This window comes from Azospirillum sp. TSO22-1, assembly GCF_003116015.1.
Classification (GTDB): Bacteria; Pseudomonadota; Alphaproteobacteria; order Azospirillales; family Azospirillaceae; genus Azospirillum.
The window spans coordinates 66,667-92,358 of the sequence record NZ_LGQZ01000141.1 but is presented as its reverse complement, the minus strand read 5'-3'; the positions used below and the strand labels follow the sequence as shown (position 1 = coordinate 92,358).

The following is a 25,692-nucleotide window of genomic DNA, read 5'->3' as shown; positions in this document are numbered from 1 at the left end:
CAATTGGCCGGAGCGGCGGTGCTGACGGTCGGATAGGCGTCACTCCGCCGGGTGCGGCGCCTCTCCCGCCGGTGCCGCGGGGTGACGGCGCAGGCGTTCGGTGAGGCGCTGGAAGGCGACGAACAGGATGGGCACGAAGACGATGCCGATCACCGTCGCCGCGACCATGCCGCCGAACACGGTCGTCCCGATGGAGCGCCGGCTGGCCGCCCCCGCGCCGTGCGCCACCAGCAGCGGCACGGTGCCCAGAATGAAGGCCAGCGCGGTCATCAGCACGGCGCGGAAGCGCTGCCGCGCCCCTTCCACCGCCGCGTCGACAACGCCGAGGCCGGCGGCCCGCTGCTCGCGCGCGAACTCGACGATCAGGATGGCGTTCTTCGCCGCCAGGCCGACCAGCAGAACGAGGCCGATCTGCGCGTAGACGTCGTTGGGGATGCCGGCCAGCCACAGCGCCGCGCCGGCGCCCAGCACCGCCACCGCAACCGACAGCAGCACCGCCAGCGGCACCAGCCAGTCCTCGTACTGCGCCACCAGGAACAGGTAGCCGAACAGCAACGCCAGCGCGAACACCATGATCGCCTGATTGCCGACCCGGCTCTCCTGGTAGGACAGGCCGGTCCATTCCGTGGCGTAGCCGGCCGGCAGGGTGCGGTTCGCGACATCCTGCATGGCCGACAGCGCCTGTCCCGAGCTGATCCCCGGCGCGCCCGAGCCGTTCACCGAAGCGGAGAGGAACTGGTTGTAGCGGGTGATGCTGTCCGGCGCCGGCGTGGTGCGCACGGTGACGAGGCTGCGCAGCGGCACCATCTCGCCGGTGCGGCTGCGGACGTAGAGCTGCTGGATCGCCTCCGCCTCGTCGCGGTAGGTGGCGGCGTCCTGAACCTTCACCTGAAAGACGCGTCCGTATAGATTGAAATCATTGACGTAGACGGAGCCGAGATGGGCCTGCAGCGTGCCGTACACGTCGCCCGGCGTGACGCCCAGCAGTGAGGCGCGGGTGCGGTCCAGATCGACGTAGAGGTGCGGCACGTCGGCCGAATAGGTGCTGAACACCGCGCGCAGGTTCGGGTCCTGGTTGGCGGCGACAAGCAGGCCGCGCAACGCGGCGCCCACCTCCTGCGGCGGCTGGTTGCCGGTGGCGAGCACGCGCAGGTCGAAGCCGCCGGTGGCGCCCAGGCCGGGGATCGACGGGGGGTTGAAGGCGGTGACGGTGGCCTGCGGCATCGCCGCGAACTGCGGGCGTAAGCGGTTCAGGATGGCGTCCACCGTCTGGTCGGCATCGCGCTCCGCCCACGGCTTCAGCGCCGCGATGATCAGCCCGACGTTGGAACCCTGGCCACTGAGGATGCTGAAGCCGGTCACCGCGATGGTGTCGGCCACGCCCGGCGTCTCGCGCACCATGGCGGCGACACGGTCCATCACCGGTTCGGTGCGGGTCAGCGCCGCAGCGCTGGAAAGCTGCACGTTGACGAAGAAATAGCCCTGGTCCTCCGCGGGAAGGAACGCCGTCGGCAGCGCGCGCAGCAGCCCGAACGCCGCCACCGCCAGCACCGCGAACCCCAGCAGCCCCGCCACCAGCCGCCGCCCCAGCCGCTCGACCAAGCGGCCGTAGCCGCCGCGCACCCGCTCCAGGGTCGTGTTGAAGGTCTCCAGCACCCGCCACGGCCGCCCCGGCGGGCGCAGCAGCAACGCGCACAGTGCCGGGCTGAGCGTCAGCGAGTTGATGCCGGAAATGATGAAGGACGCGGAGATGGTCACCGCGAACTGCCGGTACAGCTGCCCGGTGATGCCCGGCAGGAAGGCGACCGGGAAGAACACCGCGGCCAGCACCAGCGTGGAGGCGACGATGGCGCTGCCGACCTGCCGCATGGCCTGCACCGCGGCTTCGGCCGGCGACAGCTCCGGATGCTCCTCCATCACGTGGCGGACGTTCTCCACCACCACGATGGCGTCATCGACCACGAGGCCGATGGCGAGCACCAGGGCGAACAGCGTGATGGTGTTGGCGCTGTAGCCCAGGGCCAGCAGCACCGCGAAGACGCCGACGATCGACACCGGGATCGCCAGGGTGGGGATCAGCGTCGCCCGCCAGTCCTGCAGGAACAGGTAGATCACCGCCACCACCAGCAGGAAGGTGATGCCCAGCGTCAGCACGATCTCCTCGATGGTCGCGGTGACGAAGTTGGTGGTGTTGAAAACCACCGCGTACTCAATGCCTTCCGGGAATCTCTGCGACAGCCGCTGCAGCTCGGCGCGCACCGCGTTGGCGACGTCCAGCGCGTTGGCGCCGGGCGACTGGTAGACGACCATGGTCGCCGACGGCGCGCCGTTCAGCTTGGAGGACGAGCTGTAGGTCTGCGCGCCCAGTTCCACCCGTGTGACGTCACGCAGCCGCACGACGCCGCCGTCCGTGTTGGTCCGCACGATGATGTCGCCGAACGCCTTGGGGTCGTCCAGGCGGCCACGGGCGAGGATGGTCAACTGCTGCTGCTGGTCGCCGGGCACCGGCGGCGCGCCGATCTGCCCGGCCGAGGCCTGGATGTTCTGCGCCTGGATGGCGGACACCACGTCCTGCGCGGTGATGCCGAGCGCCGTCATGCGGTCGGGATTCATCCACACCCGCATGCTGTAATTCAGCGCCCCCAGCACCTGGGCGTCACCGACGCCGGGCACCCGCGCGATAGCATCGCGCACGTTGATGCTGGCGTAGTTGGATATGAAGATCGCGTCGTACTGATTTGATTTCGAATAGAGGTTGACCGCCATCAGCATGTTGGTCGAGGTCCGGCGCACGGTGACGCCCTGGCGGCTGACCTCCGGCGGCAGCGTGGCGGTGGCCAGCGACATGCGGTTCTGCACGTTGACCGCCGCGATGTCCGGATCGGTCCCCGGCGCGAAGGTGACGGTCAGCGAGTAAGCCCCGGTGTCGGTGCTGGTGGAGGACATGTACAGCATGCCCTCCACCCCGTTCACCTGCGCCTCGATGGGGGCGGCGACGCTGTCGGCCACCACCTGGGCGTTGGCGCCGGGGTAGGTGGCGGACACCTGTACCGAGGGCGGCGTGATCGGCGGGTACTGCGCCACGGGAATGGCCAGCAGCGCCAGCAGGCCGGCGATCACCGTGACCACCGCGATGACGATGGCGAGGTTGGGGCGGCGGATGAACAGGCCGGAGAACATCGCGCGCTTCCCTTATCGGCCCTGCGGCCGTTCGGCCGTCTGCGTCGCCGGCACCGGCTGCACCACCATGCCGGGCCGCGCCTTCTGCGCGCCGTCCACGACGATGGTCTCGCCGACGGTCAGCCCCTTCTCCACCACCAGCAGCTGTTCGACCTGCACGCCGGTCTCGATGCGGCGCTGCTGCACCCGGTTGTCCTGGTCGAGCACCAGCACGTAGCGGCCCTGTTGGTCCTGCTGCACGGCGGCCAGCGGTACCACCGGACGCGGTTCTGTCCGGTCGGGGCGGACGATCACCGTGACGAACTGCCCGGGCAGCAGCAGGCGTTGCGGGTTGGGGAACACCGCGCGGACGCCGATGGTGCCGGTCTGCGGATCGACGCGGTTGTCGGCGAATTCGACGCGGCCGGCCTGAGGATAGTCGCTGCCGTCCGAAAAGCGCAGGGTGGGCACGAACCTGTCCACCGCCTGCGCCGGCGACTGGATGCCCATGCTCCGCAGTGTCTCGAGAACGTCGCGGTCGCTGACCGAGAAGACGACCCGGATCGGGTCGAGCTGCACCACGGTGGCGAGGACGCCGGTGGACGGCCCGGCGAGGTTGCCCTGTGTCACCGCGGTGGCGCCGATACGGCCGTCGATGGGGCTGGCTATGCGCGTGTAGCCCAGGTTCAGCCCGGCCGTGCGGACCTGCGCCTGCGCCATCATCACCTGTGCGTGCGCCGCGTCGCGGTCGGCAAGCGCCTGGTCGTACTGCGCCTGGCTGACGTTGCCGCGCCCGCGCAGTTCCTCGCTGCGGGCGAGCGATCGTTCCGTCTCGCGCAGCTTGGCCTCGGCGCTGGCCAGCTGAGCCTGCGCGCTGTCGAGCGCGGCCTGGTACGGCTCCTGTTCGATGAGGAAGAGCGGATCGCCCTTGCGCACGTCCTGACCCTCCCGGAAGGCCACCTGCTCGACTGCGCCCTCGACGCGGGCGCGCGCCTCGAAGGATTGGATCGCCGTCACCCGGCCGATGAACTCGGAGGCCGGCGCTACATCGCGGCTCACCACCGGCGCGGTGGTCACCGCGGGCGGCGGGCCGCCCGGCGGCTGCTGGGCGTGGACGGTGGTGACGATCAGCGCAAGGGCCAGGGCGGCGAGAACGGGAGGCATGGGTGAACTCCGCAGGCATCCAGGGCTAAACAGCCCGGCCCGCGTTCCGCTCCCGCGGAATCACGCGGCTTCGGTCTGCCCCGCCGCCCAGGCGGCGACCGCGGCGGCGTCGAAGCGCCGCTCCAGCGGGATGGCGTCGAGCGCCCTCGCGCACGTCTCCAGGAACGCGCGCTCGGCGCGGTTCAGCTTGGCGGCAGGGTTCCACAGCAGGTGCAGGTCGACCGGCGCCACCCCTTCGGCCGGCGGCAGCGGCCACAGCAGGCCGTCGCGCACGTCGCGCTCGGTCACGTGCTCGGGCAAGGGGCCGATGCCCAGGCCGGCGACGATCATCCGCCGGACCTCGTCCAGGTTGACCGAGGCGCCGACGGTGCGGCTCTCCATCCCCTCCTGCGCGCGGAACGCGGTCAGCGGCGACAACACGCCGCCGATCTGGTCGGAGGTGAAGGAGACGAACCGCTCCGCCTTCAGATCGGCGAGATGCAGGTCGGCGCGGCCGAACAGCGGGTGGCGTGGGCCGCAGTACAGGCGGAACCGCTGCCGGGCGAACAGCGTGTGGGCGACCAGCGGCGGCGGCTCGCGCATCAGTCCGATGCCCAGCGAGGCGGTCTTCTGCTGGATCGCCGTGTGGATGTCGGCGCTGGCCATCACGTCCAGCCGGAAGGTGACCAGCGGGTGCGCGGCGTGGAAGCGCTCCAGCAGCGTGTCGAACAGCGGCGACTGGATGCGGCTGGCCAGCAGGATGCGGATGTGCCCGGAGATCTCCTCGCGGATCTCCCGCACCAGCACGCCGAAGCGCGAGATGTTGCCGTAGATCTCCAGCACTTCGGCGTAGATCACCGCGCCGGCCTCGGTGACGCGGAAGCGGCCGTGCCCGCGCTCGATCAGGCGGCGGCCGAGCTGCTCCTCCAGCCGCTTCAACGCCTGGCTCACCGCCGGCTGGGTCAGGCCGAGCCGCGATGCTGCGCGCGTCACGCCCTGTTCCTGCACGATCACCATGAAGGTGCGCAGCAGGTTCCAGTCCAGATGCTGGCCGAGGCGTTCGAGGTCGCGCGCCGTCATGGCCGCCCCATAAATCACACTTATGTCGGCAATGAGGATTATCGATTTGGAGATGAAGGAAAAGCGGATTTGTAATCATCCCAACGAATAGGAACGGGTTTCAACGGAGACGACATGCCGGCATCCGGCACGGATGCGCGGCGCGGAGCCACCGCGGACCGGGACGCGATCCTGGGCGCGGTGGCGGCGCTGCGCGGGGACGGGGAACGTCTGCTCGCCGATCTGGTTCGCCTTCCCAGCCTGCTGGGCGCGGAGGCTGCGGCACAGGAGCTGATGGCGCGGACCTTCGCGGACCTCGGCCTGGAGGTCGACCGCTTCGCCATCGACGAGGAGGCGCTGAAGGCGCAGCCGGGCTGGTCGCCCTCGCTGATCTCCTACGAGGGGCGCGAGAACGTTGTGGGCATCCACCGGCCGCGGCAAACCACCGGGCGCTCGCTGATCCTCAACGGCCACATCGACGTGGTGCCGACCGGGCCGGAGGAGCTGTGGTCCGCCCCGCCGTTCGAGCCGGTGGTGCGCGACGGGCGGATGTACGGCCGGGGTGGGGGCGACATGAAGGCCGGCATCGCCGCCTTCGTCACCGCGTTCAAGGCTCTGAGGAGCTTAGGCGTGCAACCCGCCGCCCCGGTGTACCTGCAATCGGTCGTCGAGGAGGAGTGCACCGGCAACGGCGCGCTGGCCTGCGTGGCGCGCGGCTACCGGGCCGACGCGGCGGTGATCCCGGAGCCGTTCAACCACACGCTCCAGGTCGCGCAGATCGGCGTGGTGCGCTGCGAGGTCGAGGTGACCGGCCGCCCGGCGCACGTGCTGGACACTGGCGCCGGCCTCAACGCCATCGAGGCCGCGCACCGCATCCTCGGCCACCTGAAGCGGCTCGAGTCGGCGTGGAACCACCCGGAGGGGCGGCATCCGGCCTACGCCGGGCACGCGCACCCCTACAACCTCAACGTCGGGCGCATCGACGGCGGCGAGTGGGCGTCCTCGGTGCCGACGCGCTGCCGGATGGAGCTGCGCTTCGGCTTCCCGCCGGGCAGGGCCGCGGCGGATGTCAGCGCCGAGATCGAGAGCGCCGTCGCCGAGGCCTGCCGGACCGACTCCGGCCTGTCGGGTATCAGCGCCGTCGTGCGGTTCCGCGGTTTCCAGGCCGAGGGCTGCGTGATCGACCCCGACCACCCGCTGATCGAAACCCTGGATTCGGCGCACAAGGCGGTGTGCGGCGCCTCCGCCGAACGGCTGGCCGCGACCTGCACGACGGATGTGCGGAACTTCGTCCTCTACGGCGACACCCCGGCGACCTGCTACGGCCCGGAAGCCGAGCGCATCCACGGCATCGACGAGTCCGTCTCGCTGGACAGCGTGGCACGGGTGACGGCGGTGCTGGCCCTGTTCATGGCCGACTGGTGCGGCCTGGAGACCATCGACCAAGAAACACAATAAGGAGGCCTCATCGATGAGCATGCGTCTGCCGACCCTCCGACACACACTCACAGCCGCGGCGCTGGCAGCGGCGCTGGCGATCCCCGGACTGGCGGCGGCGCAGGACCCGCAGCGCGGTGGCACGATGAACATCATCGTCCAGCCGGAACCGCCGCTGCTCGTGCTCGGCCTCAACCAGCAGGGGCCGACGCAGACCGTCGCCGGCAAGATCTACCAGGGCCTGCTGACCTACGACTTCAACCTCAAGCCCCGCCCCGAGCTGGCCGAGAGCTGGGAGGTGTCGCCGGACGGCAGGACCTACACCTTCCGCCTCGTCAAGAACGCCAAGTGGCATGACGGCAAGCCGTTCACCGCGCACGACGTGGTGTTCACCACCAAGACCTTCCTGATGGAGACGCACCCGCGCGCCCGCGCCGTCTTCGCCCGCTGCGAGAGCATCGAGGCTGTGGACGACCACACCGTCCGCTTCGTGCTGAAGGAGCCGTTCGGGCCGTTCCTCCAGGCCTTCGAGGTCTCCTCCGCCCCGATGATGCCCAAGCACATCTACGAGGGCACCGACTACAAGACCAACCCGGCCAACGCCACGCCGATCGGCACCGGCCCGTTCAAGTTCAAGGAGTGGACCAAGGGCTCGAACATCCACCTCGTCCGCAACGACGAGTACTGGAAGTCGGGCAAGCCCTACCTGGACGAGATCTACTTCCGCGTCATCCCGGACGCCGCCTCGCGCTCGGTGGCGCTGGAGCAGGGCACGGTGCAGCAGACGCAGTTCAACGACATCGAGACCTTCGACGTGCCGCGCCTGAAGGCGCTGCCCAACGTCGAGATGACCACCAAGGGCTACGAGTTCTTTGCACCCCTGTCCTGGATCGAGATCAACACCCGCGTCAAGCCGCTGGACGACAAGCGGTTCCGGCAGGCGATGATGCACGCCATCGACCGCGGCTTCATCCGCGACAAGATCTGGTTCGGGCTGGGCCGGCCGGCGACCGGGCCGGTCAACTCGGTCACCCGCTTCCATGAGCCGGACGTCCGCAAGTACCCGTTCGATCCGAAGAAGGCCGAGGCGCTGCTCGACGAGATGGGCCTGAAGAAGGGGGCGGACGGCACGCGGGCCAAGGTCAAGCTTCTGGTCATGCCCTATGGCGAGACCTGGACGCGGCTGGGCGAGTACGTCAAGCAGGCGATGAAGCGCGTCGGCGTCGACGTGACGCTGGAGACCACGGACTCCGCCGGCTGGGTCAACCGCGTGTCGAACTGGGACTACGAGCTGACCTTCAACTTCGTCTACCAGTACGGCGACCCGGCGCTCGGCGTGTCGCGCACCTACGTGTCGGACAACATCCGCAAGGGCGTGATGTTCTCCAACACCATGGGCTACGCGAACCCGCAGGTGGACACGCTGTTCGCCCAGGCCGCCAAGGCGGTGAAGGACGAGGAGCGGCAGCAGCTCTACTCGGCGGCGCAGAAGATCCTGGTCGAGGACGTGCCGGTGGCGTGGCTGCTGGAGATGGAGTTCCCGACCTTCGTCGACAAGCGCTTCAAGAACGCCGTCACCTCGGCCATCGGCGTGAACGAGAGCTACGACGGCGCGTACATGGTGAAGAAGTAGAGGGACGCATAAAACCCTCTCCCGTCCCGGGAGAGGGTGGCCGCCGCAGGCGGCCGGGTGAGGGCAGCGCCGAGGATCCTTGGACTTACCCTCACCCTCCCGCGGCTCCGCCGCGGGCCCCTCCCTCTCCCGGGGCGGGAGAGGGGCTTATTGACCCGGGAGAGTCCATGCCCCGCATCGCCGTCTTCATCGCGCAGCGCTTGGTCAAGGCGGTGTTCGTCGTCCTCGCCATCGCGGTGTTCAACTTCTTCCTGGTGCACGCCGCCCCCGGCGACCCGGCGCAGGTCATGGCCGGCGAGGCCGGGGCCGCCGACGCCCGGTTCGTCGAGCAGCTGCGCCAGCAGTTCGGCCTGGACCAGCCGCTCACCACCCAGCTCGCCACCTACATGGGCAAGGTGGTGCAGGCCGACCTTGGCTACTCCTACCGGCAGCAGCGGCCGGTGCTCGGACTGCTGCTGGAGCGGCTGCCGGTCACGCTGTCGCTGACGCTGACGGCGTTCCTGCTGGCGCTGGCGGGCGGCGTGCTGCTGGGCACGCTGGCGGCGATGCGGGCCGGCACGTGGTCGGACACCGCCATCACCGTGGTGGGCCTCACCGCCTACGCCACGCCGATCTTCTGGATCGGGCTGATGCTGATCCTGCTGTTCTCGGTCAACCTCGGCTGGCTGCCCGCCTTCGGGACGGAGACCATCGGCGCCGGCCTCACGGGCATCGACGCATTCCTCGACCGCATGAAGCATCTGGTGCTGCCGGTCGCCACGCTGGCGCTGTTCTACATGGCCGTCTACACGCGGCTCACCCGCGCCTCGATCCTGGAGGTGCGCGACATGGACTTCGTGAAGACCGCGCGCGCCAAGGGGCTGCCAGAGTGGCGCATCGTCTCGGTGCACATCCTGCGCAACGCCATCCTGCCGGTGATCACGGTGGCCGGGTTCCAGGCCGGGCACCTGATCGGCGGCTCCATCCTGATCGAGACGGTGTTCGCCCTGCCCGGCATCGGCCGCCTCGCCTTCGAAGCCGTTCTGCAGCGCGACTACCAGGTGCTGCTCGGGATCTTCCTGCTGACCTCGGTGGTGGTGGTGCTGTTCAACCTGCTGACCGACCTGATCTATTCCCTGGTCGACCCGCGCATCGAGGTGGCGCCATGAACGCCGGCTTCTGGCGCGCCTACGCCCGCAACAAGGGCGCCGTCGTCGGCCTCGTCTTCCTGGCGCTGGTGGTGCTGATGGCGGCGCTGGCCGACGTGGCGTTCCCCGACAGCCCCTGGGACATGACCACCGCCCCCTTCCAGCCGCCGCTGTCCGAGGGCGCGCCGCTCGGCTCCGACACGCTGGGCCGCGACATCGCGGCGGGGATCGCGCACGGGGCGCGGGTATCGCTGCTGATCGGGCTGACCTCGACGTTCGTGGCGGTGCTCATCGGCGTGCTGCTGGGCGCCGTCGCCGGCTTCCACGGCGGCTGGGTGGACGACGCGGTGATGCGCTTCACCGAGCTGTTCCAGACCATCCCGAACTTCGTGCTGGCGGTGGTGCTGGTGGCGATCTTCACACCGTCCCTCGCCTCCATCGTGCTGGCCATCGCCATCGTCTCCTGGCCGCCGCTGGCGCGGCTGGCGCGCGGCGAGTTCCTCAGCCTGCGCAACCGCGAATTCGTGCAGGCCGCCGTCACCACCGGCCAATCGAACCTGACCATCATCGTCCGCCAGATTCTGCCGAACAGCCTGTCGCCGATCATCGTCTCGGCCTCGCTGATGGTGGCGACGGCCATCCTGCTGGAAAGCTCGCTGTCCTTCCTCGGCCTGGGAGATCCGAACCTGATGAGCTGGGGCTATATGGTCGGCGCCGCCCGCACGGTGATCCGACAGGCGTGGTGGATGAGCTTCTTCCCCGGCGTGGCGATCCTGCTGACCGTGCTGGCGCTGAACCTCGTCGGCGAGGGGCTGAACGACGCCTTGAACCCGAAGCTGGCGCGCAAGGGGCGGGCATGATGACCGAGACACCCCTGCCCCCCCTGCTCGACGTCCGCGGCCTGACCATCGCGCTCCCCGCCGGCGCCGAGCGCCCGTACGCGGTGGACCGCCTGTCCTTCACGCTGGAGCGCGGCGAGATCCTCTGCGTGGTCGGCGAATCCGGCTCCGGCAAGTCGATGACCGCACACGCGGTGATGGGCCTGCTGCCCAAGGCGGTGCGGGTGGCCTCCGGCGCCATCCACCTGAAGGGCGCCGACGTGCTGAGCCTGCCGGAGCCCGAACAGCGCGAGCTGCGCGGCAGCCGCGTCGCCATGATCTTCCAGGAGCCGATGACCGCGCTCAACCCGCTGATGCGGGTGGGCGACCAGATCGACGAGGTGCTGCGCTACCACACCACGCTCGACCGCGCGGCGCGGCGGGCGCGGGTGGTGGAGCTGCTGGCCTCCGTCGGCCTGCCCGAGCCGGACCTGCTGCGCCGCAGCTACCCGTTCCGGCTGTCCGGCGGGCAGCGCCAGCGGGTGATGATCGCCATGGCGCTGGCGCTGGAACCCGACGTGCTGATCGCCGACGAGCCGACCACGGCGCTGGACGTCACCACGCAGAAGCAGATCCTCGACCTGATCCGCGACATCCAGTCGAAGCGCGCCATGGCGGTGATGTTCATCACCCACGACTTCGGCGTGGTGGCGGAGATCGCGCACCGCGTCGCCGTCATGCAGCACGGCCGCCTCGTCGAGATCGGTGAGGCGGAAGAGGTGCTGAACCGGCCGCAGCACCCCTACACGCGGCAGCTGATCGCGGCCGTGCCGCACCTGATCGAGCACCGCGACGACGACCTCGCCGAACGCCGGCCGGTGCTGACCGCGCTGGGGGTGAGCAAGGCCTTCCACATCGGCGGCGGCCTGTTCCGCCGTGGCCGCACCGTGGTGGCCGGCGACGACCTCTCGCTGACCATCCACCAGGGGGAGACGGTCGGGCTGGTCGGCGAGTCCGGCTCCGGCAAGTCGACGTTGGGCCGCTCCATCGTCGGGCTGATCCGGCCGGACGCCGGGCGCATCCTGTTCGAGGGCGTGGACCTGCTCTCCCTGTCGCGTGGCAGGTTCCGGCCCTACCGCCGGCATCTGCAGATGGTGTTCCAGGACCCCTACGCCTCGCTGAACCCGCGGCACAAGGTCGGCGACATCATCACGCAAGGACCCGTCGCCTTCGGCGCCGACCGGCGCGCGGCCATGGACAAGGCGCGCGACCTGCTGAAGCTGGTCGGGCTCGACGCCTCGGCCGCCGACCGCTTCCCGCACGAGTTCTCCGGCGGGCAGCGGCAGCGCATCTCCATCGCCCGCGCGCTGGCGCTGGAGCCGAAGCTGCTGATCGCCGACGAACCGGTGTCGGCGCTCGACGTCTCGGTGCAGGCGCAGGTGCTCGATTTGCTGGAAGATCTGCGGCATCGGCTGAGCCTGTCGATGCTGTTCATCACCCACGACCTGCGCGTCGCCGCGCAGATCTGTGACACCATCGCGGTCATGCAGAAGGGCCGCATCGTCGAGATCGGCCCGGCGCGGCAGGTGTTCGGCGACCCGCAGCACGCCTACACGCGCTCGCTGCTCGACGCCATCCCCGGCAAGGCGTGGACGCAGCCGGGCGGCGCAACACAGGACCAACGGCAAGGAACGGGGCTGATTCATGGCTGAGCTGCGCATCGACGGCGATCGCCTGTGGCGGAGTCTGATGGAGCTGGCGACCATTGGCGGCACGCCCAAGGGCGGCGTCTGCCGGCTGGCGCTGACCGACCTCGACCGGCAGGGCCGCGACCGGTTCGTGTCGTGGTGCGAGGAGGCCGGCTGCACGGTGACGGTCGATGCGGTCGGCAACATCTTCGCCCGCCGGCCGGGGCGGAACCCGGATCGCGCCGCCGTGTGCATGGGCAGCCACCTCGACACGCAGCCGACCGGCGGGCGCTTCGATGGCATCTACGGCGTCATGGCGGGGCTGGAGGTGATCCGCTCCTTCAACGACCTGGGCATCGAGACGGATGCGCCGCTCGACCTCGTCGTCTGGACCAACGAGGAGGGGGCGCGCTTCTCGCCGCCCATGCTGGGATCGGGCGCGGCGATGGGAGTGTTCACGCTCGACCACGTGCTGGACATCCGCGACACCGACGGCCTGCGCCTCGGCGACGAACTGGAGCGCATCGGCTACAAGGGCTCCGTCCCGGTGACCGGCCACGCTATGGCCGCCTATTTCGAGGCGCACATCGAGCAGGGACCCGTGCTGGAGGCGGAAGGCTACGATCTCGGCGTCGTCACCGGCGCGCAGGGTCAGCGCTGGTATGAGGCGACCGTGACGGGCCGCGAATCGCACGCCGGGCCGACGCCGATGCGCATGCGCCGCGACGCGCTGGCCGGTGCCGCGCTGATGATCGAGGCGGTGGAGGCCATCGCGCTGGAGATCGGCGGCGACGCCTGCTCCACCGTCGGGCGCATCCTGGCGCAGCCGGACTCGCGCAACGTCATCCCCGGCCGCGTCTGGTTCACCATCGACCTGCGCAACCCCGATGCCGAGCAGTTGACCCGGATGGACGCCATGCTGCGGATCCGCCTGGCCGCCATCGCTGACAAACGAGGCCTGACGCTGGAACTGGCCGACTTCTGGGCCTTCCCCACCACGCCCTTCGCGCCGGATCTGGTGGCGCGGGTGCGGGACTCGGCCGAGCGGCGCGGCATCCGCCACCGCGACATCGTCTCGGGCGCCGGGCACGATGCGGTCTACGTCGCCCGCAAAGTGCCGACGGCCATGATCTTCATCCCCTGCGAAGGCGGCCTGAGCCACAACGAGGCGGAAAACATCCAGCCCAGCCACGCCGCCGCCGGCTGTGCCGTGCTGGCGGACGCGGTGCTGGCGACCGCCCGGTAAGGAGCCCTGCATGCGCTTCATCTTCGCCGAAGCCCAACTGCGCCACCGCCCGCCGACCTTCCTGGTGCGCGGCCAGATCAAGCCCTGCCCCGAAAAGCCGGAGCGCGCGCAGGCGCTGCTCGCCTCGCTGAAGGCCCGCGGCGTAACGGTGGAGGAGCCGCCCGCCTACGGCGCCGGCCCGCGCGCCGCGGTGCATTCGCCCGACTACCTGCGTTTCCTGGAGACGGCGTACGCGCGCTGGTCGGCCCTGCCCGATGCGGCGGAGGTCATCATCCCCAACGTCCACCGCAACACCGACATGGCCGAGTACCCCCAGGGCATCGTCGGGCAGGCCGGCTGGCACATGGCCGACACCGCCTGTCCGATCGGTCCCGGCACCTGGGAGGCGGTGTGCGGCGGCGCCGACACCGCGGCGCACGCGGCCACGCTGGTGGCGAGCGGCGCCGAGCGCGCCGCCTACGCGCTGTGCCGCCCGCCGGGGCACCACGCCTCCCGCGATATGGCCGGCGGCTTCTGCTACATCAACAACGCGGCGGTGGCGGCGCAGGCGATGCTGCCGCTGCTGGCGGCACAGGGGAAGGCACCGCGCGTCGCCGTCCTCGACGTCGACGTCCACCACGGCAACGGGACGCAGGCGATCTTCTACGAGCGCGACGACGTGCTGGTCGTCTCCATCCACGGCGACCCGAACAATTTCTATCCCTGGTTCGCCGGTTACGCGCACGAGCGCGGGCGGGGGCGGGGCCAGGGCTGCAACCTGAACATCCCTCTGCCCATGGGCACGGAAGAGAGCACCTTCCTCGACATGGTCGACCACGCGCTGGCGCAGGTCGCCGCCTTCGGGCCGGGGGCGCTGGTGCTGTCGCTGGGCTTCGACACCTTCGTCGGCGACCCCCTGGCCTTCTTCAAAGTGACGACGCCGGGCTTCGCCGCGCTCGGCCGCTGGATATCCGCGGCGAAACACCCCACCGTCCTGGTGCAGGAAGGCGGTTACGATTGCGATGCGCTCGCCGCCAACCTGGCGAGCTTCCTGGACGGCTTTGCGGAGGGGGCGTGATGTACGGCGCGGAAATTCTGGTCAAGACGCTGCTGGCGAACGGCATGGACGCTTGCTTCGCCAACCCCGGCACGTCGGAGCTGCACGCGCTGGCCGCCTTCGATTCGATGCCCGGTGTGCGCTGCGTGCCGACCCTGTTCGAGGGGGTGGCGACCGGTGCAGCCGACGGCTACGCCCGCATGACGGGCAGGCCGGCGGCGACGCTGCTGCACCTCGGCCCCGGGCTGGCGAACGGTCTGGCCAACCTGCACAACGCCCGGCGCGCCCGCGTGCCGGTGCTGAACATCGTCGGCGACCACGCGACGTGGCACCGCGACGCCGACGCGCCGCTGACCTCCGACGTGGAGGGGCTGGCTCGCCCCATGTCGTGCTGGGTGCGCACGGTGCCGGACGCGGTGTCGGTGCGCGTCGACGCGGCCGAGGCGATCCGCGCCGCGCTGACCCCGCCGACCGGCGTGGCGACGCTGATCCTGCCCTCCGACTCCTCGTGGGACCAGACGTCGGACGTCGAGCCGATCCGCGTCGAGGCGCCCGCCCCCACCGCGCCGAACGCCGACGCCCTGCGCGCCGCCACAGAAGCGCTGCGCGGCGGCCGGCGCACCGTGCTGATGCTGAACGGTACCGCGACCTCGGCCGCCGGGCTGGAGCTGGCCGGACGGATCGCTGCGCGGACCGGGGCCAAGCTGTTCGCCCACACCGGCGCCACGCGCATCGAGCGCGGCGCCGGGCGGGCGGCGGTGGACCGCTTCCCCTACCCCTTCGACCTCGGCGTAGCGGCGCTGAAGGAGGTCGAGCACGTCGTGCTGATCGGCGCCACCGAGCCCGTGGGGTTCTTCGCCTACCCCGGCAAGCCCAGCCGTCTGGCGCCAAAAGAGGCGCGCATCCACAATGTCGCACCACCGGGCACCGACGCGCTGGCCGCGCTGGCATGGCTGGCCGAGGCGGTGGGCGCGGCCGAGGCGCCGGTGCAGGCCCTCGCCCTGCCCGACCTCGCCACCGGCGCGGTAACCGCCGAGGCCATCGGCCGGTCGCTGGCGGCGCTGCTGCCGGAGGGCGCCGTCGTGGTGGACGAGGCGATCTCGAACAGCGCCATGGCCTACACCCCCTGCCGCGGGGCGCGGCCGCACGATTGGTTGACCATCACCGGCGGTTCCATCGGCATGGGGCTGCCGCTGGCGCTCGGCGCCGCGGTGGCCTGTCCGGACCGCAAGGTGGTGACGCTGCAGGCCGACGGCAGCGGCATGTACACGCTGCAGGCGCTGTGGAGCCAGGCACGCGAGAACGCCGACGTGGTGACCATCGTCTTCGCCAACCGCCGTTACGGCATCCTTCAATGGGAGATGGCCAACCTGGGCTTCACCGAGCCCGGCCCGTCGGCGCGCGCCTGCACCGACATCGGCCGGCCGGATCTCGACTGGGTCGGCCTTGCCGCCGGCATGGGTGTGGAGGGCGGCCGGGCCGAGGACATGGAGCGCTTCAACACCCTGCTGAGGCACGCGTTCGGCCGCCGCGGGCCGTTCCTGATCGAGGCGGTGCTGTAGCGTCTACAGCGCGTGCCGTCGCCCGGCGCAGCGGCCCGACGCCTGACTCATCTCGTCGAGGTCGTGGGTGGCCGGGCCCCACTTGTTCGGTTCGGCAGGGCTGACCGGCCTGTAGGGGCCGGCCTTGAGGGTCAGTTCGCCCTCGGCGCGCGACACGGTGACGATCACCGCGAAGAACGCACCCTCGCCGTACGCCTCCGGCCGGGCGAGCGGCCCCTTGTAGGCAACGAAGACGCTCCCTTCCCTCACCGAGGTGATTGCGCGTTCCAGCCCCTGCGGCGGTGCACGCATGAAATCGGGGAAGGCGACCAGTTCGGCGCTCTTGGCCGCCTCATCGATGCGGATACGCACGCGGCCGTCCTTGAACACGCCGGCGAGGCCGCTGCGCTTCACGTCGAACAGCGCGCAATCGAGCCACACCGGCTCGGCCTTCGCCCCACCGCCCGCCATGCACGCCAGAGCAACCACCGCTCCGCTCAGCGCAATCCTCATCCGCGTTCCCCGACTGGCTCCGCTGGGCAGGATAGTGCGGATAACCCCGCCGGATGAAGCCCCGATCCGTCCGGGGGATGATGCGGCGCTCTGCCACAATCCTTCCGCCGGTGATCGGCGTATGCTCGGAGGGAAGACACGGACAGGAGCAAACGCCATGTCCAGGCTCGATCTTTCGCACCCGCTCGCCGCCGGTGCCGCCGCCTTCGCCGCCGCCCTGGTCTGCACCAACATGACGTGGCTGATGACCGTCATGTTCGGCCTGATGTCGGGCTTCGTCGGCCCGCAGGGCGTCTACCAGCTGTGGATCGCCGAGGCGGCGGTGTGGCTCTCGCTGGCCCCCATCCTGTACGCGCGCATCGTGCGCGACGCCCGCGTTGCGGCGGCGCTCCGCGCCGGGCACTGACGGTCCGCCAGCGCCCGGCGACGACGGTCAGGCGTTCAGGCTGCGCTCCAAGCGGTCCAGCGTCCGCATGGCGGGCAGGCACTGCGCGACGCTGGCGTTGGGCTCGCGCTTGTCGCGGATGGCGCTGAAGAACTCGCGGTCGATCAGCTCGATGCCATTGTTCGACACGGCGACGTCGGACAAGTCGATCTTGTTGTCCTTGCCGTCGTACAGGTCGTCGTAGCGCGCGATGTAGGTGCCGTTGTCGCAGATGTAGCGGAAGAAGGTGCCGAGCGGCCCGTCGTTGTTGAACGACAGCGACAGCGTGCAGATCGCCCCCGACGGCACCTTCATGCCGATGCTCATGTCCATGGCGATGCCGAGTTGCGGGTGCATCGGCCCCTGCAGCGCGTGCACGCGGTCCGCGGTCTCGCCGGTCTGGTACTGGAACAGGTCCACCGTGTGGCAGGCGTGGTGCCACAGCAGGTGGTCGGTCCAGGTGCGCGGCTTGCCCAGCGCGTTCATGTTGCTGCGGCGGAAGAAGTAGGTCTGCACGTCCATCTGCTGGATCTTCAGCTCCCCCGCCTTGATCCGGTTGTGGATCCACTGGTGGCTGGGGTTGAAGCGCCGGGTGTGGCCGGCCATGGCGACCAGCCCGGTGGCCTTCTGCACGGCGACCAGCCGCTCGGCGTCAGCGAGGGTGTCGGCCATGGGGATCTCGACCAGCACGTGCTTGCCGGCCTCCAGGCACTGGATGGCCTGGGCGGCGTGCACCTGGGTCGGCGTGGCGAGGATCACCGCGTCCACCTCCGGCCGGGCAAGGCTCTCGGCGAGGTCCTTGGTCCAGTGCGGGATGTTGCGGGACTTGGCGAAGCCCTCGATGTCGTCGGGCCCGCCGCCGACCACCGAGACCACCTCGATGCCGTCGATGGCGGCGACCGCCTCCAGGTGCTTCATGCCGAAGGCGCCCGCGGCGCCGGCCACACAGATCTTCATCGCTTCCTCCGGTGTCGGCCGCGGCCTTTGCTTGATGATTGTTTCGGGCCGGCGGCAAAAAAAGGCCTCACGCCGGCAGGGATATCACCGGCTATACCCTGGACGAAATTCGATGCGGGCTTACCCCATTCATTTTTTGAATAGCGCGTGTCTTTTGAATATGTGGGTCAGGCGTTGCGCACCGGCGACACGGCGTTGCGCCCGGCCTCGCGCAGGAAGTCGATGAACAGCTGCTGCGTGGGCGTCGGCCGCCAGCCGCGGCGCATGGTCAGGCCGATCGGCCGTTCCGTCCCCGGCAGATCGACCGGCAGCGTCACCAGCAGACCCAGTTCGTGCTCGTGGCGGATCTGGTGGGCGGAGATGAAGGTCAACCGGTCGCTGCCCAGCAGCAGGCCGCGCACCAGGATCTGCGAGCTGGTCTCCACCAGCCCGCGCGTCGCCCGCCCGCCGAGCAGCGTCTCGAACCGGTCGCGCGTCGGCGTGCCGCGCCTGGGCACCACCCACTGGCAGGCGGCAAGGTCGTCCAGCGTCACCTTGCCCTTGCGGCTCAAGGGGTGGAAGGCGCGCGCGGCCACCGCGATCGGATCCTCGAACAGCGGCTCCTGCACCACGTCCTCGATCGGCAGCGGGTCGCGCAGCGCGCCGATCAGCACGTCGATGTCGCCGGTGCGCAGGCCGTGCAGCAGGTCCTCGTAGGGGCCGTCGATGGCGTCGATCTCGACGTCCGGGCGCTCGCGCACCAGGGCGTTGATGGCGCTCGGCAGGATGTAGGTGCGCGACAGCGGCATGCTGCCGACGACGATGCGGCCGGAATCGCCGCCCAGGCTCTCGCGCACCTCGGCGAAGCCCTGCGCCAGCTCGGTCACCGCCAGCTTCACGTGCTGCGCCAGCGCCCTGGCCGCCGGCGTCAGCACGATCCCGGTGGCCGAGCGGGTGAACAGCGACAGGCCGGACAGCCGCTCCAGGTCGCGGGCGGCGCGGTGCATGGTCGGCTGCGAGATGCCGACGTTGCGCGCCGCGAGGCTGAAGTTGCCGGCGTCGGCGACCGCGGTCAGCGCCCGCACCTGGGCCGCGGTCAGCAGCTGGTCGAAGTCCTGGAAGCCGCGCACCCCCTTGCGCCCGCCGATGCGGATGGCCTCGCGCGTGCCGGTGCGCAGGCGCTCCAGCGCGCGCTCGGCGCGATCCAGAAACAGGGCGCCGACGGGGGAGAGCGCCATGCCGTCCGGCCTCCGGTCGAACAGCGGCGCCCCGACCTCCTCCTCCAGGTTGGCGATGGCCTGGGTGATGGCGGGCTGGGAGAGGTGCACGTGCTCCGCCGCCTGGCTGATGCTGCCGCGCCGCGCCACCTCGCAGAAGGCGCGCAGGTGGCGGAGGTTGGGGATCTCCTTCATGGTCCTCGCCGTCCATGCCTATAGCAAAACCTTATACGCAGGCGGGGACTTCGAACTAGGAAAAACGATAGGCCGAACCGATAATCATACCCGGACACCAAAAATGCACGCCGAGCGGCGCCAACGCCGCCGACCAGGAGGAACCTGCACGCATGGACGCCGACTACCTGCCCTTCCACCCGGATCCCAGCAAGCCGGGCTACGTCCCGCCGCCCGGCGCGGTGGACGCGCACTGCCACGTGTTCGGCCCGGCCGACCAGTTCCCCTACGCGCCGGAGCGCAAGTACACCCCCTGCGACGCGTCGAAGGAGAAGCTGTTCGCGCTGCGCGACTTCCTGGGCTTCGAGCGCAACGTCATCGTCCAGGCGACCTGCCACGGCAAGGACAACCGCGCGCTGGTCGATGCGCTGAAGGCGTCCAACGGGCTGGCGCGCGGCGTCGCCTCGGTCGGCCCCGGCATCACCGAGGCCGAACTGCATGACCTGCACGAGGCCGGCGTGCGCGGCGTGCGCTTCAACTTCGTCAAGCGGCTGGTGGACGCCACGCCGAAGGAGGTCTTCCTCGGCATCTCCGAGAAGATCGCCAAGTTCGGCTGGCACATCGTCGTCTATTTCGAGGCGCAGGACCTGGAAGGCCTGATCCCCTTCCTGAAGCAGCTGCCGACCATCGTCGTGGTCGACCATATGGGCCGCCCGGACATCGCCAAGGGCGTCGATCACCCGGACTTCCAGCGCTTCGTCACCCTCATGGAGGAGATGCCGACGCTGTGGAGCAAGGTGAGCTGCCCCGAGCGCCTGTCGGTCGAAGGCCCGCCGCTTTACAGCGACGTGGCGCCGTTCGCCCGGCTGCTGGTCGACCGTTTCACCGACCGCGTGCTGTGGGGCACCGACTGGCCGCACCCCAACATGAAGTCGCACATGCCCGACGACGGCCATCTGGTCGACGTGATTCCCCGCATCGCCACCGACGCGGCCAAGCAGAAGGCCTTGCTGGTGGACAACCCGATGCGGCTCTACTGGAGCTGAACAAAAGAACGTGTGGAGGAATGAGATGGCATCCGCCGCCAAGCCGGCACCGATTCCCGGCACCGTCATCTTCGACGGCGACATGGCCGTGAAGGGCTATGCGCTCAACAAGATGTGCTTCTCCTTCAACAGGGCCGAGAACCGCAAGGCCTTCCTGGAGGACGAGGACGCCTACTGCGCCAGGTTCGGCCTGAGCGAGGAGCAGAAGGCCGCCGTCAAGGCGCGCGACACGCTGGCGCTGATCGAGGCCGGCGGCAACATCTACTTCCTCGCCAAGTTCGTCGGCCTGTTCGGCATGAACATGCAGGACATCGGCGCGCAGCAGACCGGCATGTCGGTCGCGGACTTCAAGGCGAAACTCCTGGCGGCGAGGGGCTGAGACCATGGCACGCATCATCGGCGGCATCACCACCTCGCACATCCCCGCGATCGGCAACGCGATCACCCGCGGGCAGATGGAGGACCCCTACTGGAAGCCGTTCTTCGACGCCTACCCGCCGGTGCAGGACTGGCTGGAGGAGGCGAAGCCGGACGCCGCCATCGTGATCTACAACGATCACGGGCTGAACTTCTTCCTCGACAAGATGCCGACCTTCGCCATCGGCGCCGCCCCGCAGTACCTCAACGACGACGAGGGCTGGGGCCTGCAGCCGCTGCCGCCCTTCCAGGGCGACCCGGAGCTGTCGTGGCACATCATCAACTCGCTGGTGGAGGACGAGTTCGACATCTGCTCCTGCCAGGAGATGCTGGTCGACCACGGCTTCACCGTGCCGATGTCGCTGATGTTCCCGGACCAGGCGAAGCGCAGCGCCATCCGCACCATCCCGGTGGCGGTCAACCTGATCCAGCACCCGCTGCCCACCCCGGCGCGCTGCTACAAGCTGGGGCAGGCCATCGGCCGCGCGGTCGCATCGTACGAGAAGGACACGAAGGTCGTGGTGTTCGGCACCGGCGGCCTGTCGCACCAGCTCGACGGCCAGCGGGCGGGGTTCATTAACAAGGACTTCGACCTGATGTGCATGGAGAAGATCGTCAGCGACCCCGAGGCGCTGGCCCGCTACTCCATCCACGATCTCGTGCGCCTCGCCGGCGCCCAGGGGGCGGAACTGATCCTCTGGCTGGTCATGCGCGGGGCGATGAGCGAGAAGGTGAAGAAGCTGCACAGCAACTACCACATCCCGATCTCCAACACGGGCGCGGGGCTGCTGCTGCTGGAGAACGCGGCGTAACGACCAAGCCCTCCCCCGCCTCCGGCGGGGGAGGGTTGGGTGGGGGCCGCGGCGCGCACGAGAATCAACGCCTGCCACCTCCACCGTTGCCCCCACCCTGCCCCTCCCCCAGCGGGGCTGGGGGAGGGTATGGAATGTCCTACCCCTCCAGCAGCGCCCGCGCCCCGTCCCACAGGCTGTGCAGCACGTCCGCCGCGGGCTCGGCGCGGGCCATGGCGGCGGACTGGCCGGCCCAGGCCTGCATGCGCTGCACGTCGCCGTCCTTCGTCGCCGCCGTCCGCATCGCGGCGGTGAGCCCGCGCTGCACCGGATAGGGCGCCGGCGCGGGCGCACCCTCGGCGACGGCGGCGCGGACGTAGTCGGTGGCGATGCTTCGCCCGGCCCGGCCGCTGAAGGCGCAGCTGATCATGGTGTCCTCCGGCGCCGTGCGCGCCAGCGCGTCGGCCCAGGCCGGATGGATCCTCGCCTCCGGGCAGCGCAGGAAGCCCGTGCCGATCGCCACCGCGCTGGCGCCGAGCATCAGCGCCGCGGCGACGCCGCGCGCGTCCGCGATGCCGCCGGCCGCGACCACTGGCAGGCTCACCGCATCGACCACCGCCGGCAGCAGCGAGAACAGCCCGACCGCCTGCCGCTCCGCGCCCGCCGCGTCGAAGCAGCCGCGGTGGCCGCCCGCCTCAGCCCCCTGGGCGGCGATGATGTCCGCCCCGGCCGCTTCGGCGGCCTTGGCCTCCGCCACGGTGGAGATGTTGGCGATCCAGAGGATCCCCCGCTCCTTCAGCCGCGCCACGAAGGCCGGCGGGAACAGGCCCATGACCGATGAGACCATGGGCGGCGCCGCCTCCAGGATGGCCTCGCACTGCGCGTCGAAGTCGGGCGGCGTCGCGTCGGCGGCCTCCGGCGGGACCGTCGGGCCCCAGCCGGCCAGGAAGTCGCGCAGAAGCGCCTCGTGTGCCGGGTCGCGCGCCGGCGGCGGGTCGGGGATCCAGGTGTTGAGCTGGAACGGGCCGGCACCCTTGCTCCGCACCTCCTCCGCCCAGGCCAGGATCTCCGCCGGCTTCATCAGCAGCACGCCGGCGGCGCCAAGGCTGCCGGCGTTCATCAGCGCGATGGACAGGGACGGCGGGCAGGCGCCGGCCATCGGCGCGAGGAGGATCGGGACACGCAGGCCGAACCGGGCGCAGAAGGCATAGGCTCGCTTCAACGGCGCGTTCATGGGGAACTCCACGGTGACTCGTCGGATCGGGAGCGATCTTCCGCAATGCGTGCGAGCGCCGCAAACGAATGTTTCAGATCAAAGCCATCGCCCACCGCGATAACCGCCGGAGGCCTCCCTTGCCTCGGCCGCGAAGCCCCTGTTAGATGAGGAGCACTGCGTCGGGACGGGGGAGCGTCATCGGGATGGTCGGGATCTCCAGGCATTGCGTTTCCGCGCTGTTCGCCGGCCTGCTCCTCGCCGCCCCGCTGCGGGCCGCGGCGTTGCCGCCGGAGATCGAGTACGCCTATCCCGACCAGTCGGTGTGGACCACCCGCGTCAACGAGCGCGGCACGCCCGACAACCCGCTGCTGCGCGTCGCCGCCGCCCTGTTCGCCAAGGCCGGCATCCCCTGGCACGGCAAGGACTACCCGGCGACGCGCATGTTCAACCAGCTGCGCGACGGCACCGCGCAGTTCTCCATGCTGGTCAAGGCGCCGGCCTTGCAGGAGTGCTGCCTGCTCAGCGCCACCCCGGTCACCGGCAGCGAGATCCGCGTCTACCGCACGGCCGGCCAGCCGCCGGTGCGGTCCCTCTCCGACCTTGCCGGGCGGCGGGTCGTTACCATCCGTGGTTACAGCTACGGCGGGATGCTGGGCTTCCTCAACGACCCTGCCAACCGGATCACCAACCACGCCGCGGTGAAGCACGACGACGCCTTCGCCATGTTGGAGGCCGGGCGGGGCGACTACCTGCTCGACTACGCCGGGCCGGCGGCGGAGGTGCTGGCCGCCCGGCCGATCGCCGGCGTGGAGTCGGACCTGCTGTCGCGGCAGGACGTCTTCCTGGTGCTGTCCAGGAGCTATCCGGACGCCCCCGCCGTGCTGGCCAAGCTGGAGGCGATCCTGGCGACTCTCGACGTCGAGGCGCTGATGAAGCCCTCCGCCCGCTAAACGCGACGTGACAGCGCACCTCCGTTGCCGCCGGGCGGCGGCCGGGATAGCTTGAAGGCAAGGTGCATCGTTTTCCGTACGGCGCCGTCCATTCCGTTTCGTGGGGAGGCGCTCCGTGGATCAGGTCGAGTTGGCGGCGCCCGAGGGCGTGCGCACCGTGGAACCGCCGGCGCGGCGTCCGCATCGGGGCATCGGCGTCCGGCTGCTGGCGGCGATTGTGCTGTTCAGCTCGGCCGTGACGCTGGTCCTGACGGCGCTGGAACTCTACGTCGACTATCGCACCGACCTGGGGGTGATCCAGCGCCGCCTCGACGACGTCGAGGCGAGCTACCTCTCCAGCCTGACCGGCAGCCTGTGGACGCTGGACACCGACCAGATCCGGCGCCAGCTGGAGGGCATTCTGCGCCTGCCCGACATGCAGCACCTGGAGGTGCGCGAGGTCGGCCGTCCGGAGGGGCGTGGCGTCATCGTCTCCGTCGGAATCCATGCCACCGAGTCCGTGATCGTGCGCGATTACCCGATGGTCTTCACCGAACTGGACGGCCGCGCGCAGTCCATCGGCGTCCTGCACGTCGAGGCGACGCTGTCCGGCGTCTATGCGCGGCTGTTCGACCGGACGATGCTGATCCTGGCCGGCCAGGGGGTGAAGACCTTCCTGGTGGCGCTGTTCATCCTGTTCATCGTGCACCGGCTGGTCACCCGGCATCTGGTCGGCATCGCCGGCTTCCTGCACCGGTTCGACCCGCGCTCCGCCGTGGCACCCCTCACCCTGGCACGGGCCGAACGGCGGCACGAAGACGAGCTGGACCGGATGGCGGAAGCCTTCAACGCCATGGCGACCCGCCTGGAGGAACTGTACCGGGAGCTCGCCGGCCTGAACGCCGAGCTGGAGTGGGACATCGCCGCCCGTCAGCAGGCCGAAGCCGAGGTGACCCGCCTGAACGCCGAGCTGGAGCAGCGCGTCCGCCAGCGCACCGCCGAGCTGGAGGCCGCCAACAAGGAGCTGGACGCCTTCACCTATTCCGTCTCGCACGACCTGCGGGCGCCGCTGCGCCGCATCGAGGGCTTCGGCCGCATCCTCGGCGGTGAGTACGCCGACCGCCTGGACGACCGCGGCCGGCATTTCCTGGAACGTATCCGCGCCGGCTCCAACGAGATGGCCGAGATGATCGACAGCTTTCTCAAGCTGTCGCGCTCGACCCGCAGCGAGCTGACCATCGACTCCGTCGATCTCTCCGCCCTGGCCGGGTCCGTGATCGCCCGTCTGCGCGAGCGCGAGCCGGACCGCGCGGTGTCCGTCGCCGTCGCGCCCGGCATGGTGGTGCAGGGCGATCGCCGCCTGCTCGACGCGGTTCTCGAGAACCTGCTGGGCAACGCCTGGAAATACACCCGAAACACCGAGGGTGCGGCGATACGCTTCGATACCGAAGTGTCGAGCGGCTGTACCGTGTATGCGATACGGGACAACGGCGCGGGGTTCGACATGGCCTACGCCGACCGCCTGTTCCTGCCGTTCAGCCGGCTGCATCGGCCCGAGGAGTTCGAGGGCACCGGCATCGGTCTGGCGACCGTCGTCCGCATCCTGGCGCGGCACGGCGGGCGCATCCGGGCGGAGGGCGCGGTCGGCCGGGGAGCCACCTTCCGCTTCACCCTGTGGGAAGGGAGTGCGAACCATGGACCAGCATAAGATCCTCCTGGTCGAGGACAACGCCGACGACGTCGAGCTGACGCTGCACGCCTTCCGTGCCAGCCGCGTCGCCAACGAGGTGGTGGTGATGCGCGACGGCGAGACGGCGCTGGACTACCTGTTCGGCACCGGCGCCTACGCCGGCCGCGACGTCCGCGATCTGCCGGCGCTGGTGCTGCTCGACCTCAAGCTGCCGGGTATCGGCGGCATCGAGGTGCTGCGCGCCCTGCGCGCCCGGCCGGAGACACGGCGGGTGCCGGTGGTGGTGCTGACCACCTCGGACGAAACCACCGACGTCGGCGGCTGCTACGATCTGGGCGTCAACAGCTACATCCGCAAGCCGGTGGCGTTTGACGCCTTCAACGACGTGGTGAACCAGCTGGGCCTGTACTGGCTGGTCACCAACACGCCACCGCCGCAGTGAGGAGGGCCGC

Annotated in this window: 22 protein-coding genes; 15 read left to right on the top strand and 7 right to left on the bottom strand. The window is 70.1% G+C overall.

Annotation, left to right across the window (positions count from 1 at the left end; translation table 11 throughout):
* Nucleotides 1-39 precede the first annotated feature (39 nt).
* The 3 genes from TSO221_RS29830 to TSO221_RS29820 are packed head-to-tail and all read right to left on the bottom strand — an operon-like array spanning nt 40 to nt 5,382.
* The gene (locus TSO221_RS29830; RefSeq protein WP_109122142.1) at nt 40-3,180 is read right to left on the bottom strand and encodes a multidrug efflux RND transporter permease subunit; all 3,141 of its coding nucleotides are present in this window, start codon (nt 3,178-3,180) and stop codon (nt 40-42) included.
* A 12-nt stretch (nt 3,181-3,192) separates the two neighbouring features.
* A complete protein-coding gene (locus tag TSO221_RS29825; protein WP_109122141.1) occupies nt 3,193-4,323 on the bottom strand; it encodes an efflux RND transporter periplasmic adaptor subunit in 1,131 nt (376 codons plus the stop codon).
* A 60-nt stretch (nt 4,324-4,383) separates the two neighbouring features.
* A complete protein-coding gene (locus tag TSO221_RS29820) occupies nt 4,384-5,382 on the bottom strand; it encodes a LysR family transcriptional regulator (protein WP_109122140.1) in 999 nt (332 codons plus the stop codon).
* 114 nt (nt 5,383-5,496) lie between these two features.
* Between TSO221_RS29820 and TSO221_RS29815 the strand changes: the two genes are divergently transcribed.
* The 8 genes from TSO221_RS29815 to TSO221_RS29780 all read left to right on the top strand — a co-directional run bounded on the left by TSO221_RS29815 (nt 5,497) and on the right by TSO221_RS29780 (nt 15,908).
* Nucleotides 5,497-6,819, top strand: a complete 1,323-nt coding sequence (locus TSO221_RS29815; RefSeq protein WP_109122139.1) for an ArgE/DapE family deacylase — start codon at nt 5,497-5,499, stop codon at nt 6,817-6,819.
* A gap of 13 nt (nt 6,820-6,832) precedes the next feature.
* Nucleotides 6,833-8,431 (top strand): ABC transporter substrate-binding protein, encoded by a 1,599-nt coding sequence (locus TSO221_RS29810; RefSeq protein ID WP_109122138.1) that lies wholly within the window; start codon nt 6,833-6,835, stop codon nt 8,429-8,431.
* 167 nt (nt 8,432-8,598) lie between these two features.
* Nucleotides 8,599-9,579, top strand: a complete 981-nt coding sequence (locus tag TSO221_RS29805) for an ABC transporter permease (protein WP_109122137.1) — start codon at nt 8,599-8,601, stop codon at nt 9,577-9,579.
* A complete protein-coding gene (locus TSO221_RS29800; protein WP_109122136.1) occupies nt 9,576-10,418 on the top strand; it encodes an ABC transporter permease in 843 nt (280 codons plus the stop codon). The genes TSO221_RS29805 and TSO221_RS29800 overlap by 4 nt, the downstream gene beginning before the upstream one ends.
* Nucleotides 10,418-12,088, top strand: coding sequence for an ABC transporter ATP-binding protein (locus TSO221_RS29795; RefSeq protein WP_109122135.1), 1,671 nt, complete (start codon nt 10,418-10,420; stop codon nt 12,086-12,088). The genes TSO221_RS29800 and TSO221_RS29795 overlap by 1 nt, the downstream gene beginning before the upstream one ends.
* Nucleotides 12,081-13,310, top strand: coding sequence for a Zn-dependent hydrolase (locus TSO221_RS29790; protein WP_109122134.1), 1,230 nt, complete (start codon nt 12,081-12,083; stop codon nt 13,308-13,310). Before TSO221_RS29795 ends, TSO221_RS29790 begins: the two co-directional genes overlap by 8 nt.
* 10 nt (nt 13,311-13,320) lie before the next feature.
* A complete protein-coding gene (locus TSO221_RS29785) occupies nt 13,321-14,367 on the top strand; it encodes a histone deacetylase family protein (protein ID WP_109122133.1) in 1,047 nt (348 codons plus the stop codon).
* A complete protein-coding gene (locus TSO221_RS29780; RefSeq protein WP_109122132.1) occupies nt 14,367-15,908 on the top strand; it encodes an acetolactate synthase large subunit in 1,542 nt (513 codons plus the stop codon). The genes TSO221_RS29785 and TSO221_RS29780 overlap by 1 nt, the downstream gene beginning before the upstream one ends.
* 3 nt (nt 15,909-15,911) lie before the next feature.
* On the opposite strand, the gene TSO221_RS29775 is transcribed toward TSO221_RS29780, so the two are convergent.
* Nucleotides 15,912-16,400: a hypothetical protein gene (locus tag TSO221_RS29775; RefSeq protein WP_146208942.1), complete on the bottom strand. Its 489-nt coding sequence runs from the start codon at nt 16,398-16,400 to the stop codon at nt 15,912-15,914.
* A gap of 157 nt (nt 16,401-16,557) precedes the next feature.
* Here TSO221_RS29775 and TSO221_RS29770 point away from each other — a divergent pair, with 157 nt between their 5' ends.
* Nucleotides 16,558-16,806 (top strand): hypothetical protein, encoded by a 249-nt coding sequence (locus tag TSO221_RS29770; RefSeq protein WP_109122130.1) that lies wholly within the window; start codon nt 16,558-16,560, stop codon nt 16,804-16,806.
* 27 nt (nt 16,807-16,833) lie between these two features.
* Here the strand turns inward: TSO221_RS29770 and TSO221_RS29765 are convergent, their stop codons facing one another.
* Together TSO221_RS29765 and TSO221_RS29760 are read right to left on the bottom strand one after the other, a co-directional pair.
* Entirely contained in the window at nt 16,834-17,781 is a 948-nt protein-coding gene (locus tag TSO221_RS29765; protein ID WP_109122129.1) for a Gfo/Idh/MocA family oxidoreductase, read from the bottom strand.
* A gap of 167 nt (nt 17,782-17,948) precedes the next feature.
* Nucleotides 17,949-19,172 (bottom strand): LysR family transcriptional regulator, encoded by a 1,224-nt coding sequence (locus TSO221_RS29760; protein ID WP_109122128.1) that lies wholly within the window; start codon nt 19,170-19,172, stop codon nt 17,949-17,951.
* A 152-nt stretch (nt 19,173-19,324) separates the two neighbouring features.
* On the opposite strand from TSO221_RS29760, the gene TSO221_RS29755 reads away from it, so the two are divergent.
* From TSO221_RS29755 to TSO221_RS29745, 3 genes are read left to right on the top strand one after another with little or no spacing between them, the layout of a single operon-like run.
* Complete coding sequence (locus TSO221_RS29755) at nt 19,325-20,197, top strand: amidohydrolase family protein (RefSeq protein WP_109122127.1); 873 nt, start codon at nt 19,325-19,327, stop codon at nt 20,195-20,197.
* A gap of 25 nt (nt 20,198-20,222) precedes the next feature.
* Nucleotides 20,223-20,576, top strand: coding sequence for a protocatechuate 4,5-dioxygenase subunit alpha (locus TSO221_RS29750; protein WP_109122126.1), 354 nt, complete (start codon nt 20,223-20,225; stop codon nt 20,574-20,576).
* Nucleotides 20,577-20,580: 4 nt separating this feature from the next.
* A complete protein-coding gene (locus tag TSO221_RS29745; RefSeq protein WP_109122125.1) occupies nt 20,581-21,426 on the top strand; it encodes a class III extradiol dioxygenase family protein in 846 nt (281 codons plus the stop codon).
* A gap of 139 nt (nt 21,427-21,565) precedes the next feature.
* Here TSO221_RS29745 and TSO221_RS29740 read toward each other — a convergent pair whose 3' ends face one another.
* Nucleotides 21,566-22,639 (bottom strand): nitronate monooxygenase, encoded by a 1,074-nt coding sequence (locus TSO221_RS29740; RefSeq protein WP_109122124.1) that lies wholly within the window; start codon nt 22,637-22,639, stop codon nt 21,566-21,568.
* Between the two features lie 185 nt (nt 22,640-22,824).
* On the opposite strand from TSO221_RS29740, the gene TSO221_RS29735 reads away from it, so the two are divergent.
* The 3 genes from TSO221_RS29735 to TSO221_RS29725 all read left to right on the top strand — a co-directional run bounded on the left by TSO221_RS29735 (nt 22,825) and on the right by TSO221_RS29725 (nt 25,682).
* Nucleotides 22,825-23,571 carry a transporter substrate-binding domain-containing protein gene (locus TSO221_RS29735; RefSeq protein ID WP_247878327.1) on the top strand — a complete coding sequence of 249 codons (747 nt, stop codon included), beginning with the start codon at nt 22,825-22,827 and terminating at the stop codon, nt 23,569-23,571.
* A 115-nt stretch (nt 23,572-23,686) separates the two neighbouring features.
* Nucleotides 23,687-25,258 (top strand): ATP-binding protein, encoded by a 1,572-nt coding sequence (locus TSO221_RS29730; RefSeq protein WP_199229679.1) that lies wholly within the window; start codon nt 23,687-23,689, stop codon nt 25,256-25,258.
* Complete coding sequence (locus TSO221_RS29725; protein WP_109122123.1) at nt 25,245-25,682, top strand: response regulator; 438 nt, start codon at nt 25,245-25,247, stop codon at nt 25,680-25,682. The genes TSO221_RS29730 and TSO221_RS29725 overlap by 14 nt, the downstream gene beginning before the upstream one ends.
* Nucleotides 25,683-25,692 lie beyond the last annotated feature (10 nt).

Bases quoted from the DNA above. Each gene is read 5' to 3' on its own strand.
- TSO221_RS29830 (WP_109122142.1), bottom strand. From the start codon at position 3,180: ATGTTCTCCGGCCTGTTCATCCGCCGCCCCAACCTCGCCATCGTCATC.
- TSO221_RS29825 (WP_109122141.1), bottom strand. From the start codon at position 4,323: ATGCCTCCCGTTCTCGCCGCCCTGGCCCTTGCGCTGATCGTCACCACC.
- TSO221_RS29820 (WP_109122140.1), bottom strand. From the start codon at position 5,382: ATGACGGCGCGCGACCTCGAACGCCTCGGCCAGCATCTGGACTGGAAC.
- TSO221_RS29815 (WP_109122139.1), top strand. From the start codon at position 5,497: ATGCCGGCATCCGGCACGGATGCGCGGCGCGGAGCCACCGCGGACCGG.
- TSO221_RS29810 (WP_109122138.1), top strand. From the start codon at position 6,833: ATGAGCATGCGTCTGCCGACCCTCCGACACACACTCACAGCCGCGGCG.
- TSO221_RS29805 (WP_109122137.1), top strand. From the start codon at position 8,599: ATGCCCCGCATCGCCGTCTTCATCGCGCAGCGCTTGGTCAAGGCGGTG.
- TSO221_RS29800 (WP_109122136.1), top strand. From the start codon at position 9,576: ATGAACGCCGGCTTCTGGCGCGCCTACGCCCGCAACAAGGGCGCCGTC.
- TSO221_RS29795 (WP_109122135.1), top strand. From the start codon at position 10,418: ATGACCGAGACACCCCTGCCCCCCCTGCTCGACGTCCGCGGCCTGACC.
- TSO221_RS29790 (WP_109122134.1), top strand. From the start codon at position 12,081: ATGGCTGAGCTGCGCATCGACGGCGATCGCCTGTGGCGGAGTCTGATG.
- TSO221_RS29785 (WP_109122133.1), top strand. From the start codon at position 13,321: ATGCGCTTCATCTTCGCCGAAGCCCAACTGCGCCACCGCCCGCCGACC.
- TSO221_RS29780 (WP_109122132.1), top strand. From the start codon at position 14,367: ATGTACGGCGCGGAAATTCTGGTCAAGACGCTGCTGGCGAACGGCATG.
- TSO221_RS29775 (WP_146208942.1), bottom strand. From the start codon at position 16,400: ATGAGGATTGCGCTGAGCGGAGCGGTGGTTGCTCTGGCGTGCATGGCG.
- TSO221_RS29770 (WP_109122130.1), top strand. From the start codon at position 16,558: ATGTCCAGGCTCGATCTTTCGCACCCGCTCGCCGCCGGTGCCGCCGCC.
- TSO221_RS29765 (WP_109122129.1), bottom strand. From the start codon at position 17,781: ATGAAGATCTGTGTGGCCGGCGCCGCGGGCGCCTTCGGCATGAAGCAC.
- TSO221_RS29760 (WP_109122128.1), bottom strand. From the start codon at position 19,172: ATGAAGGAGATCCCCAACCTCCGCCACCTGCGCGCCTTCTGCGAGGTG.
- TSO221_RS29755 (WP_109122127.1), top strand. From the start codon at position 19,325: ATGGACGCCGACTACCTGCCCTTCCACCCGGATCCCAGCAAGCCGGGC.
- TSO221_RS29750 (WP_109122126.1), top strand. From the start codon at position 20,223: ATGGCATCCGCCGCCAAGCCGGCACCGATTCCCGGCACCGTCATCTTC.
- TSO221_RS29745 (WP_109122125.1), top strand. From the start codon at position 20,581: ATGGCACGCATCATCGGCGGCATCACCACCTCGCACATCCCCGCGATC.
- TSO221_RS29740 (WP_109122124.1), bottom strand. From the start codon at position 22,639: ATGAACGCGCCGTTGAAGCGAGCCTATGCCTTCTGCGCCCGGTTCGGC.
- TSO221_RS29735 (WP_247878327.1), top strand. From the start codon at position 22,825: ATGGTCGGGATCTCCAGGCATTGCGTTTCCGCGCTGTTCGCCGGCCTG.
- TSO221_RS29725 (WP_109122123.1), top strand. From the start codon at position 25,245: ATGGACCAGCATAAGATCCTCCTGGTCGAGGACAACGCCGACGACGTC.